Here is a 15,599-nt window from a genome sequence, read left to right as displayed (position 1 = left end):
GGGTCGCGGGCAGGCCGACGCGATGCCCTCAGCCCGGCCCGCCCGCCCCATACACCAGGCGCTCGTCGATCGACAGGTGGGCGCGGTGCAGCAGCAGCGCGCCGCCGATCGCGCAGGCATCGGTGCCGAGCGACGAGACCTCGATGCGCGGCAGCTGCAGCGGCGGCACCAGGTGCTTGCGGACCGAGGCCAGCACCTCCTGACGGGCCGGCTCGAACAGCGCGGCCACCGGGCCGCCGAGCACGATGCGGCCGGGGTCGAGCACGCTGATGAGCGAGGCCAGCCCGCGGCCCATCCACCAGGCCCATTCCGACAGCGTGCGCCACGCGGCCGGGACCTGGGCGTCGAGCGCGGCGAGGAAGGCGTCGAGGTCCCGGGCCGTGCCGCCGTGGTGCTGGAAGCGCGCCAGCACGGCCTCGCGCGCGACGTAGCTCTCGAACGAGCCCTGCACCGCCGTGCGCGACTCGAAGCCGTGTTCGCCCAGGTGGATGTGGCCGATCTCGCCGGCCTGGCCGCGCTGGCCACGCAGCAGGCGGCCGGCGCTGGCGATGCCGCCGCCGACGCCCGCGTCGAGGTAGACGAACAGCGCCTCGGCACCGGGTGCCCGGTCGCGGCCGAACAGCTCGGCGGCGGCGAAGGCGTTGGCGTCGTTCTCGGAACTCAGCGGCCGGTCCCAGCCCAGCCGTTCGGCCAGCAGGCGCTGCACCGGCACCTGCTGCCAGCCGAGCACCGGCGCGCGCACGACGATGCCGTCGGGGTCGACCAGGCCGGGCACGACCACGCTCAGGCCCTGCACCGCCTGGCCGGCGGGCAGCTCGCGCAGCAGCGCCTCGGTCAGCCCGGCCAGACGGTCGATGGCCGGATCGACCGCGCCAACCTCGGCCCGGAACCCGATCGTGCGGCTGTGGATCACCTGGCCCGCGAGGTCGATCGCCACCACCGACAGGTGGCCCACGCCGATGTCCGCGCCGATGAAGGCGGCATGGCCGGCGTGCAGCTGCACCAGCTGGCCGGGACGCCCGGTGCGGCCGGCCGTTGCCGCGCCGCTGACCTCGGTCTCGCGGACCAGGCCCTGCTCGATCAGGCCGACGATCAGGTTGCCGACGGTCGAGCGCATCAGGCCCAGCTCGCGCGCCAGGTCGGCCCGGGTGGTGACGCCCACGCGGTAGAGCGTGTCGAGGATGCGGACCTCGTTGATGTGCCGAACGGCACGGGGCATGGACACGGTCGATCGCTCCGGAGGTCGCCGTCAGGCCGCCAGCACCAGCGAGGCCGCGCCGACCAGCCCGGCGTTCGGGCCGAGCGCCGCCGGCACCACCGGCACGTCGCGGAACGGCGGCAGCGCGCGGCGTCGCACCTGCTCGGCGATGCCGGCCTGCAGCAGGTCGAAGCCGGCCGACACGCCCCCGCCGATCACCACCGCCTGCGGGCTGAAGATGTGCAGCAGGTTGACGATCCCCAGTCCCAGTTCGGCGGCCTCGTGCGCCACCAGGTCCCGTGCCAGCGCGTCGCCGGCACGGGCCGCGTCCATCACGTGGCGGCCGTCCAGCGCCGCACCGATCGTGGCCAGCGCGCTGTCCGGGCGGCCGGCCAGCTCGCGTCGTGCGCGGTCACCGAAGGCGGTGCCGGAGGCCTGCGCTTCCCAGCAACCCTGGTTGCCGCAGGTGCAGGTCTCGCCCTGCGGCTGGGTCGTCATGTGGCCGATGTGCGCGGCCATGCTGCGGCGTCCGCGCAGCACCTGGCCGCCGGCGATCACGCCGCCGCCGATGCCGGTGCTGACCGTCACGTAGACGAAGTCGCTCAGGCCCCGGCCGGCACCGTGGCGCCATTCGCCGATGGCCGCGCTGACGCCGTCGTTCTCCAGCACCACCGGCCGCTGCAGCGCCTCGGTGAGCCAGGCCACCAGCGGGATGTCGACCCAGCCCGGCATGGTCGAGATGCTCAGCACCACGCCGGCGACGTTGTCCAGCGGCCCCGGCGAGCTGACGCCCACGCCGGCCAGGTGTTCCGGTGCGACGTCCTGCGTGACGGCCGCGACCAGGCGGCTGATCTGGCCGACCACCGCGCGCGGCCCACCGGCCAGGTCGGTCCGCTCGGCCGCGCGCGCCAGCAGCTCGCCGTCGGCGCGCATCAGGGCCGTGCGGACCTGCGTGCCGCCGAGGTCCACGCCCACGGCGAGCGAACGTGCTGCGGCGGTGCCTGTCATTGCGCGGCCAGCCACGCCATGCGGGCGTCCAGGTCGGCATCGCCAAAGGCCAGCGAGCCGAGCACGACGCCCTCGGCACCGGCCGCGCGCAGCTGCGGCACGGTCTCGTGGCGGATGCCGCCGTCGGCGATGACGCGGATGCGGCCGTCGAGGCCGGCCTCGCGGACCATCGCGCGGGCCTCGCGCAGGCGGTCCAGCGCGTCCTCGTGCAGGCCCTTGCCCTTGACGCCGATGGCGGTGCCCAGCAGCGTGATGAACTGGATCTGCGCCAGGTAGGGCCTGAGCGTCGCCACCGGCGTCTCGACCCGCAGCACCAGGCCGGGGATGCAGCCACGGCGGCGGATGTGGTCGAGCGCACCGGAGGCCACGCTGGGGCATTCGGCATGCACGGTGATGACGTCGGCCCCGGCGTCGGCGAACTGGTCGATCTGCGCGGCCAGGATGCTGTCCTCGACCATCAGGTGGACATGCACCGGCACGTCGCTGGCGGCCCGCACGCGTGCCAGCAGGTCGGGGAAGAACAGGAAGGCCGGCGCGAAATGGCCGTCGGCGACGTCGATGTGCAGCAGGTCCGCATGCGGGTGGATGCGCTGCAGGTCGCGGCCGATGTTCAGCAGGTCGGCCGACCAGACCGAGAACTCGGCGATCGGGCGGGTGGTCGGCAGGCGGTCGAACCAGCCGGGTGCGGGACGGGAAGAAGTGGACATCAGGCCAAGCTCCGGAGGTGTTGCCGCAAGGCGGCGTGCAGGTCGTTCAGGTAGGCGGCCTTGTCGAGCGCCTTGGGGGTGATCTCGACCAGGCGGGCGTGCGGCATCAGGGCGGCCAGCGCGCGGGCATGGGCCATCGGGTGGATCGCGTCGGCCTCATGGCCGATGACGCTGACCGGCACGCGGATCGCGCGCACGTCGTCGTCGCTCACGCCGGGCCCGTCGGCCGGGATGCGCCTGAGCAGCTCGACCGTCTCGGCGATCGGCTCGCGGCTGAAGAAGCCGCGCAGCGAGGCCAGGTTGTCGGGCGCGACCTCGGCCAGCCAGCGCGCGGTCGCGCTGGCCTCGAAGGCGGCCAGGGCGGCTGCCGGCGGCAGGCGGGCCAGCCAGTCGCCAACCTCGAGGTTGGGCCGACCGTTCACGGGCGCCGCTGCGGTGACCCAGGCCGGCCGCACCAGCGCCAGGCTCGCCACCAGGTCGGGCCGTCGCACGGCCAGGCGCAGGGCGATGGCCGCGCCCATCGAGATGCCGCCCAGCGCGACGGGGCCCACGCCGGCCTGCTCGATCAGCGCGGCGACGTCGTCGGCCAGCGTCGCGATCGACAGCCGCGCCGGCTCGCCCAGCGGCGACGGCCCGTGGCCGCGGCAGGACAGCGTCAGCAGGCGGACCTCGCGGCCGTCGTCCAGCGTGTCGGGACAGGCCTCGGCGGTCTGCGCGACGCTGCCGCACAGGCCGTGCTGGAAGACGAAGGGCAGGCGACCGACGGCATCGCCGACATCGTGAAAGGTCAGCGCCAGACCCTCGCGCCGCAGCTCGCCAGGATGCAGGCGGGCCAGGTTCATGCGCGCACCCCGATGCCGGCCTCGGCCAGCGCGCCGCGCAGGAAGGTGGCGACGCCGGCCGCCTCGTCGGCGCCCAGGCCGTGCGTGATCAGCGGGCCGTCGAAGCCGACGCGCGTCAGGCAGGCCAGGTAGTGCGGGTAGTCCAGCACGCCGGTGCCGGCGGTGGCAAAGCGGCCGTCGGCATGGCGGTCCTTGGCATGGCCCATCACGAGGCGGTCGGCCAGCAGGTCGATCGCGGCGGCGACGGTCTCGCGCTGCTCGGCCAGGCTCGCCACCTCGAACAGGTTGGCCGGGTCCAGCACGATGCGCAGCCGGTCGCTGCCGAGCTGGTCGATCAGCGCGCGGGCCTTCTGCGCCGAGCTGATGACGTTGGCGAGTTCGGGCTCGATGCCCAGCAGCAGGTCATGGCGGTCGGCGATCGCGATGGCCGTCTCCATCGCGGCGAGCAGGTCGCGCCAGGCCTCGGGCGTGTCGTTGTCGGCATGGCCGCGCCACGGGTCGTGGGCATCGCGCGTGCCGGTGCACAAGGTGATGACACGGGTGCCCAGCCCGGCGCAGGCCGCCGCCAGCGTCGCCAGCCGGGCCTGGCCGGTCTCGCGCACGGCCACATCGGGGTGGATCATGTTGTAGGTGCCCGAGACGGCGGTCATCGCGATGCCGTGGTCCCGCGCCGCCTGCGCCACCGCCTGCGTCGCGGGAACCTCGATGGCATCGGGCATCGCGGCCAGGCCGGAGCAGGCCATGTTGTATTGCGTGGCCGTGTAGCCGGCCGCGCGCACCGCCGCCAGCACGGTCTGCGGGTCGCGGCCGGGGAAGGTCTTGGCGAAGATGCCGAGCTGCATGGCGGCCCCCATCACAGCCCGCCTTCGACATCGGCCAGCCGCACCGGCCGGCCGCTCTCGGCGCTGCGGGCGATGGCCACCATCGCGCGGACCGACTCGACGCCATCGCGCACGTTGGCACCGGTCATCGGCGCGCCGTGCAGGATCACGTCGGCGAAGGCCTCCAGCTGGCGACGGTAGAAGTGGCCGTCGGCACCGAGCGGGCGGCGGGTGGTGGCGTCCTTCTCGTGGAAGATGTCGACGTCGCTGCTCTTGTAGTACCAGGGGTTGTAGGTCTTGCCGAGCACGCTGCCGTGCTGGCCGTAGATCTGGAAACCCTCGTGCCAGTCCATGCGCACCGCGACGGTCAGGTCCATGTGGCCCAGCGTGCCATTGGCGAACTCGGTCTCGATGAACCAGCAGCGTGCGCCGTAGCGTTCGGACAGCCGCGCGTTGACCGCCACGATGTCACCGGCGAAGTAGCGCGCCGTGTCGACCAGGTGGCAGCCATGCGCCAGCATCAGGTAGCGCCGCATGTCGGCCTTCGGGTCCTGCGCCGGCTGGCGGCGCGCCGCGCTGGTGACCATCAAGGGCTGCACCGCGTCGGTCATGGTGTAGCGGTGGGTCGAGTCGCAGTACCAGACCTTCAGCGCCAGCAGCTGGCCCATCTCGTCGTCGATGAAAGCCTTGGCGGCCTGCAGGCCTGCGTCGAAGCGCTTCATGTGGCCGACCTGCAGGACACGACCGCTGGCCTCGACGGCACGTTGCAGCGCCAGCGTCTCCTCGACCGTGACGCCCAGCGGCTTCTCGCACAGCACGTGCTTGCCGGCTTCGAGGGCCTGGATCGCCGCCGGCACGTGGAAGGCATCGGAGGTGGCGACGATGACCGCGTCGACCTCCGGATCGGCCAGCATCGCGGCGTAGTCGCCGTACTGCCTGCGCGGCGCGTGGGTCGCGGCCATGCGCTGGCGCAGGTCCTCGGCGACGTCGCAGATGGCATGCAGCTCGGCGTTGCGCGCCTTGGTGCAGCTCTCGAAATGGGCCGCCTGGGCAATCGGGCCGCAGCCCAGCACACCCACGCGCAGCAGGCGGTCGTCCTTCGTGAATGGCATGGCTTGCGTCCTTTGTTTGCTTGCAGAACAAATTTAGCGTCGATGAGGTTTGTTGTTCATCGATGCAAACCCTGAGACCGCACGGGCAGGGGCTCGACACGGTCCGGCTCATGGCTTGCGAGCATGGCGAGCGGCCTCGCGCGGCGGCTATCGTGCGCCTTCCCTGCCCTGGCCGAGAAGGATGTCCCGATGAGCCCGCTGAGCCCGCTGAACCCGATGCACACGCCCACCCTGTCGGCCCTGCGCCTCGCCCCCTTCCACCTCGACGACGCCGGCATCGCCTGGGTCGAGGGCCTGCTGCGCACCCTGTCGACCGAGGACAAGGTGCGCCAGCTCTTCAACCTGGCCTGCCACGGCGACGACCCGGCCACCATCGACCGGCTGGCCGGCCTGCGCGTCGGCGGCGTGACGCGCTTTGCCGGCACCGACCTGGCGACCAGCTGGCAGGCCACCCGCGCGCTGCTGGAACGCTGCGAGATCCCGCCGCTGATCAGCGGCGACATCGAGGGCGGCGCGATCGGCATCCCCTTCGGCACCAGCCTGCCCAACCAGCTTGGCCTGGCCGCCACCGGCTCGACCGCGCTGGCCGAGGAGGCGGTGACGGTGCTGGCCCGCGAGGCCCGGGCGCTCGGCTACAACTGGACCTTCACGCCGGTGGTCGACATCAACGCGGCCTTCCGCAGCGCGATCGTCGCGACCCGCTCCTACGGCAGCGACCCGGCAACCATCCTCGAACAGGCCCGCGTCAACGTCCGCACCTTCCAGCGCCACGGCATCGCCGCGACCGCCAAGCACTGGCCCGGCGAAGGTTTCGACGACCGCGACCAGCACCTCGTCACCACGATCAACCCGCTGTCGCCGGCCGACTGGCACGCCCGCTACGGCCGCATCTACCGCGAGCTGATCGACGACGGCCTGATGACCGTGATGTCGGCCCACATCGCCCTGCCGGCCTATGCACAGGCGCACGGCGAGAGCGGCCTGGAGACCTGCCGGCCGGCCTGCGTGTCGCGCCTGCTCAACGAGACGCTGCTGCGCGGCGAGCTGGGCTTCAACGGCCTCATCGTGTCGGACGCCTGCGCCATGGCCGGCCTGGGCAGCTGGGCCGACCGGGCCACCTTCGCGCCCGAGGTGATCGCCAACGGCTGCGACGTGTTCCTGTTCCCGGCGCCCTTCGAGGTCGACTTCGCGCACGTCATGCGCGCGCTGTCGGACGGCCGGCTGAGCGAGGCCCGCATCGAGCAGGCGGTCACCCGCGTGCTGGGCCTGAAGGCCGCGCTGGGCCTGCACCGCATGACGCTGGACGAGCGCCTGCCGCCGCTCGAACAGGCCCGCGCGACGGTGCGCCGCACCGAGCACGTCGAGGTCGAGGCGCGCGTGGCGGGTGCCAGCGTCACGAAGGTCAAGGACGTGCGCGGCACGCTGCCGCTGAGCCTGGACACGCATCGCCGCATCGTCGTCCTGACCGACCCGGCCCGCGACGGCTTCGCCGGCCAGCCACCGATGCCGCTGACGCTGCCCGACCAGCTGCGCGAGCGCGGCTTCGAGGTCCGCGCCTTCGACCCCGCCAACCCGCCCACGCCGGCCGACACCGACCTGGTGCTCTACCTGCTGGCGCAGGAATCGCTGCTGGTGCAGTCGCACATCTACCTGGACTGGGCCCGCGTGCACGGCGACTGGCGCCTGGGCATGCGGCGCTTCTGGCACGACATCCCCACGGTGCTGGTGTCCTTCGGCCAGCCCTACTACCTCTACGACGCACCGCGCATGCCCTGCGTGGTCAACGCCTACACGGCGGCCCGGCCGGTGCAGGACGCGGTGCTGCGCCGGCTGCTGGGCGAAGAACCCTACACCGGCATCAGCCCGGTGGACGCGTTCTGCGGGCTGCCGGACGCGGCCTATTGAGCACGCCATCGAACGCCCGGCCCGTCCCGCTGCGGCTGGCTCAGGGCCTGAGCCAGTGCCCGGGCCAGCTCGGCGCGCGTCAGCGGCTTGCTCACGCGCACGGTGATGCCGGCGGCTGCCGCACGCTCGTCGAGCTGCGGGCCGCCGTAGCCGCTGGCCAGCACGATGGGCAGGTCCGGCCGGCGGGCCCGGATCTCGCAGGCCAGCGCGGTGCCGCACAGGCCGGGCATCAGCTCGTCGGTCAGCACCAGGTCGAAGCGGTCGGGCGTGGCATCGAAGCGGGCCAGCGCCAGCGCGCTGTCGCTCAGGCCGGCCGGCTCGTAGCCCAGCTCGGCCAGCATCTCCTCGGCCAGCTCGACCAGCGCGGGTTCGTCGTCGACCACCAGCACCACCTCGCCGCGACCGCGTGGCAGGTCGGCCTCGGTCACGGCCGGTGGCGGCGGGGCCGGCACCGTGTCGACGCAGGGGAAGTAGAGCGAGAAGGTCGCGCCCTGGCCGGATGGACTCTGCACGTCGATGGCGCCGCCCAGGTCGGCCATCACGCTGTGCACCACCGCCAGCCCGAGGCCGGTGCCTCGCAGCGCCGAGCGGGTCGTGAAGAAGGGCTCGAACAAGCGCGCCATGACCTCTGGCTGGATGCCCGGGCCGCTGTCGGTCACGCTCAGGCGCGCGTAGCGGCCGGGCTGCAGCGTGCTGGCATGCAGCAGGCGCGGGCGGCTGAGCATGTCCACGCCCAGCGACACGCGCAGCGTGCCACCCTCGGGCATGGCCTGGATGGCGTTGGTGCACAGGTTCATCGCCGCTTCGTGGATCAGCGTGGCGTCGCCGTCGATCGCGGCCTGCGGCGCCTGCAGCTGGCGCGTCAGGACGATGCCCGGCGGCAGCGAAGCCTCCAGCATGCGCAGCGCCTCGTCGACCACCGGCTGCAGCCACAGCGTGTCGTGCCGGCACGGCGTGCCCCGGCTGAAGGACAGGATGCGTTCGACCAGCAGCTTGCCGCGCTGGCCGGCCTGCAGCACCTGGTCGAGCTGGCGGGCCTGGGTCGAGCCGTCGTCGGCCTGGCCGCGCGCCAGCTCGCCCCAGCCGATCACCGCGGCCAGCACGTTGTTGAAGTCGTGCGCGACACCGCCGGCCAGCGTGCCCAGCGCCTCCAGCTTGCGGGCCCGCAGCGCGCGGTCCTGGTCGGCCGCCCAGGCCGCCTGCGAGGCCCGCCGCAGCGCCGCCTCGCGGGCATGGCGCAGCGTCAGCAGCCAGGTCATCAGCAGGGCCGATGCGGCGAAGGCGCCGATCACGCCGGCCAGCGCGGTCCAGTCGGCCAGCGCCGCGCCCTGGTCGCGGCCCAGCACGACCAGCACCGGGTGGTGCGCCAGCGGCTGCACGGCGACCAGGCGCTGGCGGCCGTCGCGGGTGGTGTAGCGCAGGCCCTGCGTGGCCTCCGGGTCGTCCCACAGCGCGCGCAGCACCTCGGGCGGCATGGGGGCTTCGAGTGCCGGGCCGCCGGCCGGACTGGCGGGCGGGCTGGCCGAGGCAGAAGTGGTCGACGCAGAAGTGGTCGACGCAGAAGTGGTCGACGCAGTGGTGGTCGACGCAGAAGTGGCCGGCACCAGCGTGTCGCCACGCTCGTCGGCCGGCTGCGACACGCGCAGGCCGTCGCGCCGGTAGAGCGCCACGGCGATGTCCGGCGAGGGCATGACCGCCGCGTAGCCGCCGTCGAGGAAGTCCGGCTGCGTGACCAGCACGACCACGCCGCGGAAGCGGTCGTCGGCATCGCGCCAGTCCATCGACAAGCCGACCGAGACCTCGCCGCCGTACTGGCGGCTGCGGAAGGGCTCGCCGATGTAGAGCCCGGCCGGGCCGTTGCGCTGCGCGCCGACGTAGAAGTCGCGCGTGGCCAGCGAGGCGGGCCCGCCCGGCCGGCTCGACGCCGGACCGCCGGCCGGCGCGCTCGCCACGCGCGAGGTCGCGACGATGTGGCCCTGCGCATCCAGCACCGACAGCGCCCGCACCCGCGGCAGCGCGGCGACGCGGGCCTTGAGCAGCTCGTGCAGGCTGGCATGGGCCGGGTCGACCAGGCCGTCGCCCAGTTCGGCCCGGGTGGCGCGCAGCACGGCATCGGCGGTGCCGAGCGTGCTGTCGGCCTGCGCGGCGATGGCGCCGGCCAGCGCACCGAGCGTGCGCATCTCGGCCTCCAGCGTCTGCGCCCGCAGCGTCCACAGCCCGCCGGCCACCAGCAGGGCCACCGCCGCCTCGCCGACCAGCACGGCCAGCACGCTGCGGGTGCGCAGCAGTTCATGCCAGCGCGGCGCGGCCCAGGGCGAGGGCGGATCGGTCAGGTCGGCATCGTTCATGGCGGCGTGAGCCTAGCGCGAACGTCCCGGACCTGTCGCCGCCGCAACCCAGGTGAGGCCGGTTACATCGGTCATCGGGCCTGCTTACCATCCGCGCCTTCTACAGGAGACCCATCCATGCAAGGCCCAGGCGTGTTCACCCAACTGATGTCGCAGGTCGTCGCCGGACTCGGCCACGTCGCGATCCGCTGGCGGCGCCGGCAAGGCACCGTCGAACGCCAGGCGATGGGGCCGCAGCCCAGCATCCCGCAGGCCCGCCCGCAAGGCATCCTGCCGACCCTGAAGATGCCGACCGCGCGCGGCTGGGCACCGGGCACGAAGCCGGTCGCCGCCGCCGGCCTGCAGGTCAACGCCTTTGCAAGCGGCCTGGACCATCCGCGCTGGATGCTGGTGCTGCCCAACGGCGACGTGACGGTGGCCGAGGCCTGCTTCCTGCCCGGCACGATCAACTCGCTGTTCGACTACGCGATGGTCAGCACCATGGCCCGCGCGGCCGCCACCGGCCAGAGCGCCAACCGCATCACGCTGCTGCGCGATGCCGATGGCGACGGCGTGGCCGAGGTGCAGCACACCTTCCTGAAGGACCTCCGCCAGCCCTTCGGCATGGCGCTGCTGGACGGCACCTTCTACGTCGGCAACACCGACGGCCTGGTCGCCTTCCCCTACCAGGACGGCCAGACCCGCATCGACGCGCCCGGCACGACGCTCGCGAGCTTCAAGCAGGGCGGCCACTGGACCCGCAGCGTCCTGCCCAGCCCGGACGGCCGGCGCCTCTACATCGGCGTGGGCTCGCTCAGCAACATCGGCGACGACGGCCTGCCAGCCGAGGAAGGCCGCGCCTGCATCTGGGAACACGATCGCCAGAGCGGCCAGACGCGGCTCTTTGCCGAGGGCCTGCGCAACCCCGTCGGCCTGGCCTGGGAGCCGGTCACCGGCGCGCTCTGGACCGTCGTCAACGAACGCGACGGCCTTGGCGACGAGACGCCGCCGGACTACCTGACCTCCGTGCGCGAGGGCGGCTTCTACGGCTGGCCGTACTGCTACTGGGGCCGGACCGTCGACGACCGCGTGCCGCAGAACGCCGCCCGCGTGGCCAGCGCGATCCAGCCCGACTACGCGCTGGGCGGCCACACCGCCTCGCTGGGCCTGTGCTGGATGCCGGCGGGCACGCTGCCGGGCTATCCGGACGGCATGGTGATCGGCCAGCACGGCTCGTGGAATCGCAGCACGCTGAGTGGCTACAAGGTCATCTTCGTGCCCTTCGTCGACGGCAAGCCCGCTGGCGCGCCGCGCGACATCCTGTCGGGCTTCCTGGCGCCCGACGAGAGCGAGTCCTGGGGCCGCCCGGTCGGCGTGACGATCGGCACGGACGGCCATTCGCTGCTGGTCGCCGATGACGTCGGCAACGTGATCTGGCGCGTGACCGGGGCCTGACACACCCGCGTGGCGACGCGTCGCGTGACATCAAGGGTGACACGGTGACATCGGTCATGACGGCACGGTTGCAGACGCAACCGCTGCTGCGGGCCTTGCAGCCGGCGGGTAACGCGCCGAACGGACATTGGACTCACCGCAGACGGACACAGCCTGCGGACCCCCACTGACCTGCAAGGACACCCATCATGAACACGCGTTTCCAACGAGTCGCCGCTGCCGCCGCCCTGCTGACCAGCCTGGTCGCTACCGGAGCCGCCCAGGCCGGTGGCGTCGTCGGCAACACCGACGCCGACCGCGCACTGGCCAACAAGGTGCAAGCCGCCGTGCTGGCCGCCGCGCCCTTCCAGGACGCCCAGACCGACCTCACGATCACGGCCGATCAGGGCCGCGTCCAGATCAGCGGCTGGGTCTCGCACGCCGACGATGTCGCACCGGCCAGCCAGATCGCCCGCCAGGTCGACGGCGTGCAATCGGTGTCGACGCGGCTGCGCGCCTGGTCGACCGAACCGGACTACCGCGTCGGCCTGGCCGACCCCGAGCTGTACAGCGCCCCGACCGCCGCAGGCCCGATGAGCACGGGCATCCCGTCCGATGACGCGCTGGCCGCCAAGGTCCGCCAGGCACTGATCCAGTCCGGTGCCTTCGAGCAGAAGAACACCGAGCTGATGGTGCGAGCCAGCGATGGCCGCGTCAGCCTGAGCGGCTGGCTGGCCTCGGCCGCCGACGAACAGGCGGTCTACCAGGCCGCCCGCCAGGTCGCCGGCGTGACCCAGGTGCAGACCAGCTTCCGTTCGTGGGCCAGCGAATGACGGGCCAGGCCACGGACCGGTCCGTCCGGTCCGCGGCCGGCGGCGGCCTGCTTCATGTCGCAAGCCCGGGATTGCAGCGGGGTCGAGCCCGGGACGGCTACATTGGCCTCGCCTGAGCCCAGATGCGGTCCCGGATCACGGGCGACAGGCGGAGTACCCCGCGTGAACACTACCCTGCCCCGATCCGCGACGACCTCGATGAACACGGGCCTGGCGCCGATCAGGCCGCCGACGGACGAGCGTCCGTCAGAGCCGTCCGCAAGCCCCCGCGAGACCACCGCAGCGGCAGGCAGCGCGCACATCCTCGTCGTCGACGACGACCCGTCGTTGCGCCAGCTGCTGCAGGACTACCTCGGCGAGCACGGCCTGCGCGTCAGCGCGGTCGCCGACGGCCGGTCGATGATGAGCCAGTTCGACCGCGACGCGATCGACCTGGTCGTGCTGGACCTGCGCCTGCCCGGCGAGGACGGCCTGCACCTGGCCCGCCAGCTGCGCGAGCGCGTGCCCACCCTGCCCATCGTGCTGCTGACCGGCCTGGCCGAGGAAGCCGACCGCGTGATGGGCCTGGAGCTGGGCGCCGACGACTACATCACCAAGCCTTTCAGCCCGCGCGAGCTGCTCGCGCGCATCCGCGCCGTGCTGCGCCGCGCGCAGCCGCCGGCCGGCGCGCTGCTGGCGGCCACCGTGGCCAGCGCGGCAACGCCCACGGCCAACGGCGCGGTGGCGGTCCGCGAGGACCCGCGCCGCGCCTGCCGCTTCGCCGGCTGGGAGCTGAACCTGCGCACCCGCCGCCTGAACGCGCCGGACGGCCGCAGGCTCGAACTGAGCAATGGCGAGTTCAGCCTGCTGCTGGCCTTCTGCAGCGCGCCGCAGCGCGTGCTCAGCCGCGACCAGCTGCTGACGCTCTCGCGCCTGCACAACGCCGAGGTCTACGACCGCACGGTCGACGTCCAGGTGCTGCGGCTGCGCCGCAAGATCGAGGCCGACCCCTTCCACCCCACCCTGATCGTGACCGAGCGCGGCGCGGGCTACCGCTTCGATGCGGCGGTCGAGACGTTGTACTGAGCCTCTGGCCGGTCGCCACGCGGCCGCGTGGTGCGCACACCCTCAGGTGACATCGCCGTAGCTCGCGCCGGGTTCCCCTGCTGCCACGGCCCCTGTCCCGACGGGCGGCGGATAGATGGTCTCGATCACGCCCTGGCGAGTCACGACGATGGCCGTTCCCGATTGCCGCGCCAACTCCAACGCCCGCCGCGCAGCCCGCTGCATGGCAGGCATGGACAGTCGCAGGTCATCGTCGCGTGCGGTGTCGATGGTGTGAGGGTTCATGGCTTCTCGTTCCAGTCCAGAAGCACCGGCACGGTTCCAGCATTGTCGTAGAGGACCCAGGCATCGACCAGGGGCGAATAGAGGCTCTCGAAGTTGCTCAGGCCGGTGCGGAACCGTCGACGAATCACATCGGCCGGGATGTGATGTCCGCCTTGCCTCACGCGCTGCGCGACCCGTGCGATCGCCTCTTCGGCACTGTCCAGCCGCAGAAATATCAGCTTGACCTTGTAGCCAGCACGCTGCCAGGCCTGCACATGCGACAGGTAACCACGGCCCGACAGGGTCGTCTCGAAGGCAAAGCTGACACCCTGGGCGAAGTGTCGATCCAGCTCCTGCAGCATCACCCGGCCGGCCTGGAGAGCAGCCTGTTCCGGTGCGAAGGGCGCGAGACCGGCAGCGATCAGGTCGGCGTTGAGGAAGACCGGACACCCGGCTTCATGGGGCAGGAACTCCCGCGCGAAGGTGGTTTTCCCAGCCCCGTTCGGTCCCGCGATGATGATGACCTTGCGTTCCACGCTCAGCATCTCCGGCCGAACCATCGGTTCAGCGCAACCCGGCGACAGTGCCTGGTCAAGATGTTAGACGGGCCCCGCCTGCAGGCCAGGCGGGCCTGGCAGGTACATCAGCCCTTCAGCAAGCGCCTCACCACCACCACCAGCCCCCAGGCCACCAGCGCGCCGGCCACGATGGCCAGCGGGATGCCCCAGCGGGCGTCGAGGCGGCCGCCGAGCAGGGCGAGGCAGTTGCTGCCGGTCTCGGGCGTGGCGGCCCGTGCCAGCGGGCTGGCGAACAGCAGGGAGGACAGGACTCGGAACATCGCGGACATCCAGCTCATCGGGCGCGCCAGGCACATCAGGCGCAACAGGCGCGCCAGGCACATCAGGCCGACCCTTCGGCCCTGGGCCCAGTGTGCGACGGGCACGCTGCCGGTGCGTTGCGCCAGCGCAGCCGCCGATGACGGATGCAACCTGGCAGGGCCCGTGGCTGTGTCCGGCCCAGTGGCCGTTCAGGCCCGCGCGTCGAACTGCAGGATGGCCCGGCCGATGGCCTCCAGCGGCAGGATGTCGTCGACCGCGTGCAGCTTGATCGCTTCCTTGGGCATGCCGAAGACCACGCAGGTCTCCTCGTTCTGCGCCACGGTGCGCGCGCCGGTGTCGTGCATCTGCAGCATGCCGCGCGCGCCGTCGTCGCCCATGCCGGTCATGATGATGCCCAGCGCGTTGCGGCCGGCGCATTCGGCCACCGAGCGGAACAGCACGTCGACCGAGGGCTTGTGGCGGTTGACCGGCGGCCCGTCGCTGACGACCGCGTAGTACTGGCCGCCGGCCTTGCGCAACTGCATGTGCTTGCCGCCCGGTGCGATCAGCGCGACGCCGCGTTCAAGGCGGTCGCCGTCGCGGGCCTCGCGCACGTTGATCGCGCACAGGCCGTCCAGCCGCTGCGCATACAGCGCGGTGAACTTCTCCGGCATGTGCTGCGTGATGGCGATGCCCGGCGCATCGGCCGGCATCTGCCGCAACACCCACTCGATGGCCTGGGTGCCGCCGGTCGAACTGCCGATCACCACGGGCTTGTTGATCGCCAGCGCATGCACGCCAGCGGCCGTGCCGCTGCGCAGCGGCGAGGGCGTCGGCTCGCTGGCCGCGCATTCGGCGCTGCGTCGGCGCGGCTTGGAACGGGCCGCCGCCTTGAGGGTCTGGATCAGCTCCAGCCGGCTGTCCTGCAGGTGCTGCTTGAGGCCGAGCTTGGGCTTGCCCAGCACGGCGACCGCGCCGGCGGCCAGCGCCTCGAGCGCGACCTTGCCGCCCTCGTTGGTCAGCGTCGAGCAGATCACCGTCGGGATCGGGTTGCTCGCCATGAGCTGGCGCAGGAAGGTCAGGCCGTCCATGCCGGGCATCTCGATGTCGAGCAGCAGCACGTCGGGCCTGAGCCGCCGCAGCGCCTCGGCGGCGATCAGCGGATTGGGCGCGCTGCCGATCAGCTCGATGTCGGCCAGGCCGGCGAGCAGATGCGCGACGGTCTGTCGCACGACGGCCGAATCGTCGACCACATAGACCTGGATGGACGGCATGGGAACTCGCGG

15 protein-coding genes are annotated in these 15,599 nt (G+C 72.6%); 4 read left to right on the top strand and 11 right to left on the bottom strand.

Annotated features, from left to right (window positions below; all coding sequences use genetic code 11):
- Window positions 1–28: 28 nt before the first annotated feature.
- Genes Q8X39_RS05075 through Q8X39_RS05050 form a run of 6 tightly spaced genes read right to left on the bottom strand, consistent with a single transcriptional unit; the run spans window position 29 to window position 5,688 of the window.
- A complete protein-coding gene (locus tag Q8X39_RS05075) occupies window positions 29–1,219 on the bottom strand; it encodes an ROK family transcriptional regulator (RefSeq protein WP_305748552.1) in 1,191 nt (396 codons plus the stop codon).
- 30 nt (window positions 1,220–1,249) lie between these two features.
- On the bottom strand, window positions 1,250–2,206 hold the full coding sequence (locus Q8X39_RS05070) for an ROK family protein (RefSeq protein ID WP_305748551.1): 957 nt from the start codon (window positions 2,204–2,206) through the stop codon (window positions 1,250–1,252).
- Window positions 2,203–2,913 (bottom strand): ribulose-phosphate 3-epimerase, encoded by a 711-nt coding sequence (locus Q8X39_RS05065; protein ID WP_305748550.1) that lies wholly within the window; start codon window positions 2,911–2,913, stop codon window positions 2,203–2,205. The genes Q8X39_RS05070 and Q8X39_RS05065 overlap by 4 nt, the downstream gene beginning before the upstream one ends.
- Complete coding sequence (locus tag Q8X39_RS05060; protein ID WP_305748549.1) at window positions 2,913–3,755, bottom strand: alpha/beta fold hydrolase; 843 nt, start codon at window positions 3,753–3,755, stop codon at window positions 2,913–2,915. The genes Q8X39_RS05065 and Q8X39_RS05060 overlap by 1 nt, the downstream gene beginning before the upstream one ends.
- Entirely contained in the window at window positions 3,752–4,597 is an 846-nt protein-coding gene (locus Q8X39_RS05055; protein ID WP_305748548.1) for a sugar phosphate isomerase/epimerase family protein, read from the bottom strand. Before Q8X39_RS05055 ends, Q8X39_RS05060 begins: the two co-directional genes overlap by 4 nt.
- Window positions 4,598–4,608: 11 nt before the next feature.
- Window positions 4,609–5,688: a Gfo/Idh/MocA family protein gene (locus tag Q8X39_RS05050; RefSeq protein WP_305748547.1), complete on the bottom strand. Its 1,080-nt coding sequence runs from the start codon at window positions 5,686–5,688 to the stop codon at window positions 4,609–4,611.
- Between the two features lie 189 nt (window positions 5,689–5,877).
- Between Q8X39_RS05050 and Q8X39_RS05045 the strand changes: the two genes are divergently transcribed.
- The gene (locus tag Q8X39_RS05045) at window positions 5,878–7,593 is read left to right on the top strand and encodes a glycoside hydrolase family 3 protein (RefSeq protein WP_305748546.1); all 1,716 of its coding nucleotides are present in this window, start codon (window positions 5,878–5,880) and stop codon (window positions 7,591–7,593) included.
- Here Q8X39_RS05045 and Q8X39_RS05040 read toward each other — a convergent pair.
- Complete coding sequence (locus Q8X39_RS05040) at window positions 7,587–9,941, bottom strand: ATP-binding protein (RefSeq protein WP_305748545.1); 2,355 nt, start codon at window positions 9,939–9,941, stop codon at window positions 7,587–7,589. The two genes, Q8X39_RS05045 and Q8X39_RS05040, sit on opposite strands and share 7 nt — an antisense overlap.
- A gap of 132 nt (window positions 9,942–10,073) precedes the next feature.
- Here Q8X39_RS05040 and Q8X39_RS05035 point away from each other — a divergent pair, with 132 nt between their 5' ends.
- The 3 genes from Q8X39_RS05035 (at window position 10,074) to Q8X39_RS05025 (ending at window position 13,252) form a co-directional block, all read left to right on the top strand.
- On the top strand, window positions 10,074–11,375 hold the full coding sequence (locus tag Q8X39_RS05035; RefSeq protein ID WP_305748544.1) for a PQQ-dependent sugar dehydrogenase: 1,302 nt from the start codon (window positions 10,074–10,076) through the stop codon (window positions 11,373–11,375).
- Between the two features lie 188 nt (window positions 11,376–11,563).
- On the top strand, window positions 11,564–12,187 hold the full coding sequence (locus tag Q8X39_RS05030) for a BON domain-containing protein (protein WP_305748543.1): 624 nt from the start codon (window positions 11,564–11,566) through the stop codon (window positions 12,185–12,187).
- Between the two features lie 162 nt (window positions 12,188–12,349).
- A complete protein-coding gene (locus tag Q8X39_RS05025) occupies window positions 12,350–13,252 on the top strand; it encodes a response regulator transcription factor (protein ID WP_305748542.1) in 903 nt (300 codons plus the stop codon).
- A 42-nt stretch (window positions 13,253–13,294) separates the two neighbouring features.
- Here the strand turns inward: Q8X39_RS05025 and Q8X39_RS05020 are convergent, their stop codons facing one another.
- The 4 genes from Q8X39_RS05020 to Q8X39_RS05005 all read right to left on the bottom strand — a co-directional run bounded on the left by Q8X39_RS05020 (window position 13,295) and on the right by Q8X39_RS05005 (window position 15,587).
- Window positions 13,295–13,516, bottom strand: coding sequence for a hypothetical protein (locus Q8X39_RS05020; RefSeq protein WP_305748541.1), 222 nt, complete (start codon window positions 13,514–13,516; stop codon window positions 13,295–13,297).
- Window positions 13,513–14,040 carry an ATPase gene (locus Q8X39_RS05015; protein WP_305748540.1) on the bottom strand — a complete coding sequence of 176 codons (528 nt, stop codon included), beginning with the start codon at window positions 14,038–14,040 and terminating at the stop codon, window positions 13,513–13,515. The genes Q8X39_RS05020 and Q8X39_RS05015 overlap by 4 nt, the downstream gene beginning before the upstream one ends.
- Window positions 14,041–14,138: 98 nt before the next feature.
- Entirely contained in the window at window positions 14,139–14,438 is a 300-nt protein-coding gene (locus tag Q8X39_RS05010) for a hypothetical protein (protein WP_305748539.1), read from the bottom strand.
- Between the two features lie 84 nt (window positions 14,439–14,522).
- A complete protein-coding gene (locus Q8X39_RS05005) occupies window positions 14,523–15,587 on the bottom strand; it encodes a protein-glutamate methylesterase/protein-glutamine glutaminase (RefSeq protein WP_305748538.1) in 1,065 nt (354 codons plus the stop codon).
- Window positions 15,588–15,599: the final 12 nt, after the last annotated feature.

Source organism: Leptothrix discophora, assembly GCF_030705305.1.
GTDB lineage: Bacteria > Pseudomonadota > Gammaproteobacteria > Burkholderiales > Burkholderiaceae_C > Sphaerotilus > Sphaerotilus discophorus.
This window is presented reverse-complemented; position numbering and strand designations above follow the sequence as displayed.

What these genes read in the sequence shown, in the direction of transcription:
- Q8X39_RS05045 (WP_305748546.1), top strand. Translation starts at nt 5,878, where the DNA reads ATGAGCCCGCTGAGCCCGCTGAACCCGATGCACACGCCCACCCTGTCG.
- Q8X39_RS05065 (WP_305748550.1), bottom strand. Translation starts at nt 2,913, where the DNA reads ATGTCCACTTCTTCCCGTCCCGCACCCGGCTGGTTCGACCGCCTGCCG.
- Q8X39_RS05050 (WP_305748547.1), bottom strand. Translation starts at nt 5,688, where the DNA reads ATGCCATTCACGAAGGACGACCGCCTGCTGCGCGTGGGTGTGCTGGGC.
- Q8X39_RS05030 (WP_305748543.1), top strand. Translation starts at nt 11,564, where the DNA reads ATGAACACGCGTTTCCAACGAGTCGCCGCTGCCGCCGCCCTGCTGACC.
- Q8X39_RS05015 (WP_305748540.1), bottom strand. Translation starts at nt 14,040, where the DNA reads ATGCTGAGCGTGGAACGCAAGGTCATCATCATCGCGGGACCGAACGGG.
- Q8X39_RS05020 (WP_305748541.1), bottom strand. Translation starts at nt 13,516, where the DNA reads ATGAACCCTCACACCATCGACACCGCACGCGACGATGACCTGCGACTG.
- Q8X39_RS05075 (WP_305748552.1), bottom strand. Translation starts at nt 1,219, where the DNA reads ATGCCCCGTGCCGTTCGGCACATCAACGAGGTCCGCATCCTCGACACG.
- Q8X39_RS05055 (WP_305748548.1), bottom strand. Translation starts at nt 4,597, where the DNA reads ATGCAGCTCGGCATCTTCGCCAAGACCTTCCCCGGCCGCGACCCGCAG.
- Q8X39_RS05070 (WP_305748551.1), bottom strand. Translation starts at nt 2,206, where the DNA reads ATGACAGGCACCGCCGCAGCACGTTCGCTCGCCGTGGGCGTGGACCTC.
- Q8X39_RS05040 (WP_305748545.1), bottom strand. Translation starts at nt 9,941, where the DNA reads ATGAACGATGCCGACCTGACCGATCCGCCCTCGCCCTGGGCCGCGCCG.
- Q8X39_RS05060 (WP_305748549.1), bottom strand. Translation starts at nt 3,755, where the DNA reads ATGAACCTGGCCCGCCTGCATCCTGGCGAGCTGCGGCGCGAGGGTCTG.
- Q8X39_RS05005 (WP_305748538.1), bottom strand. Translation starts at nt 15,587, where the DNA reads ATGCCGTCCATCCAGGTCTATGTGGTCGACGATTCGGCCGTCGTGCGA.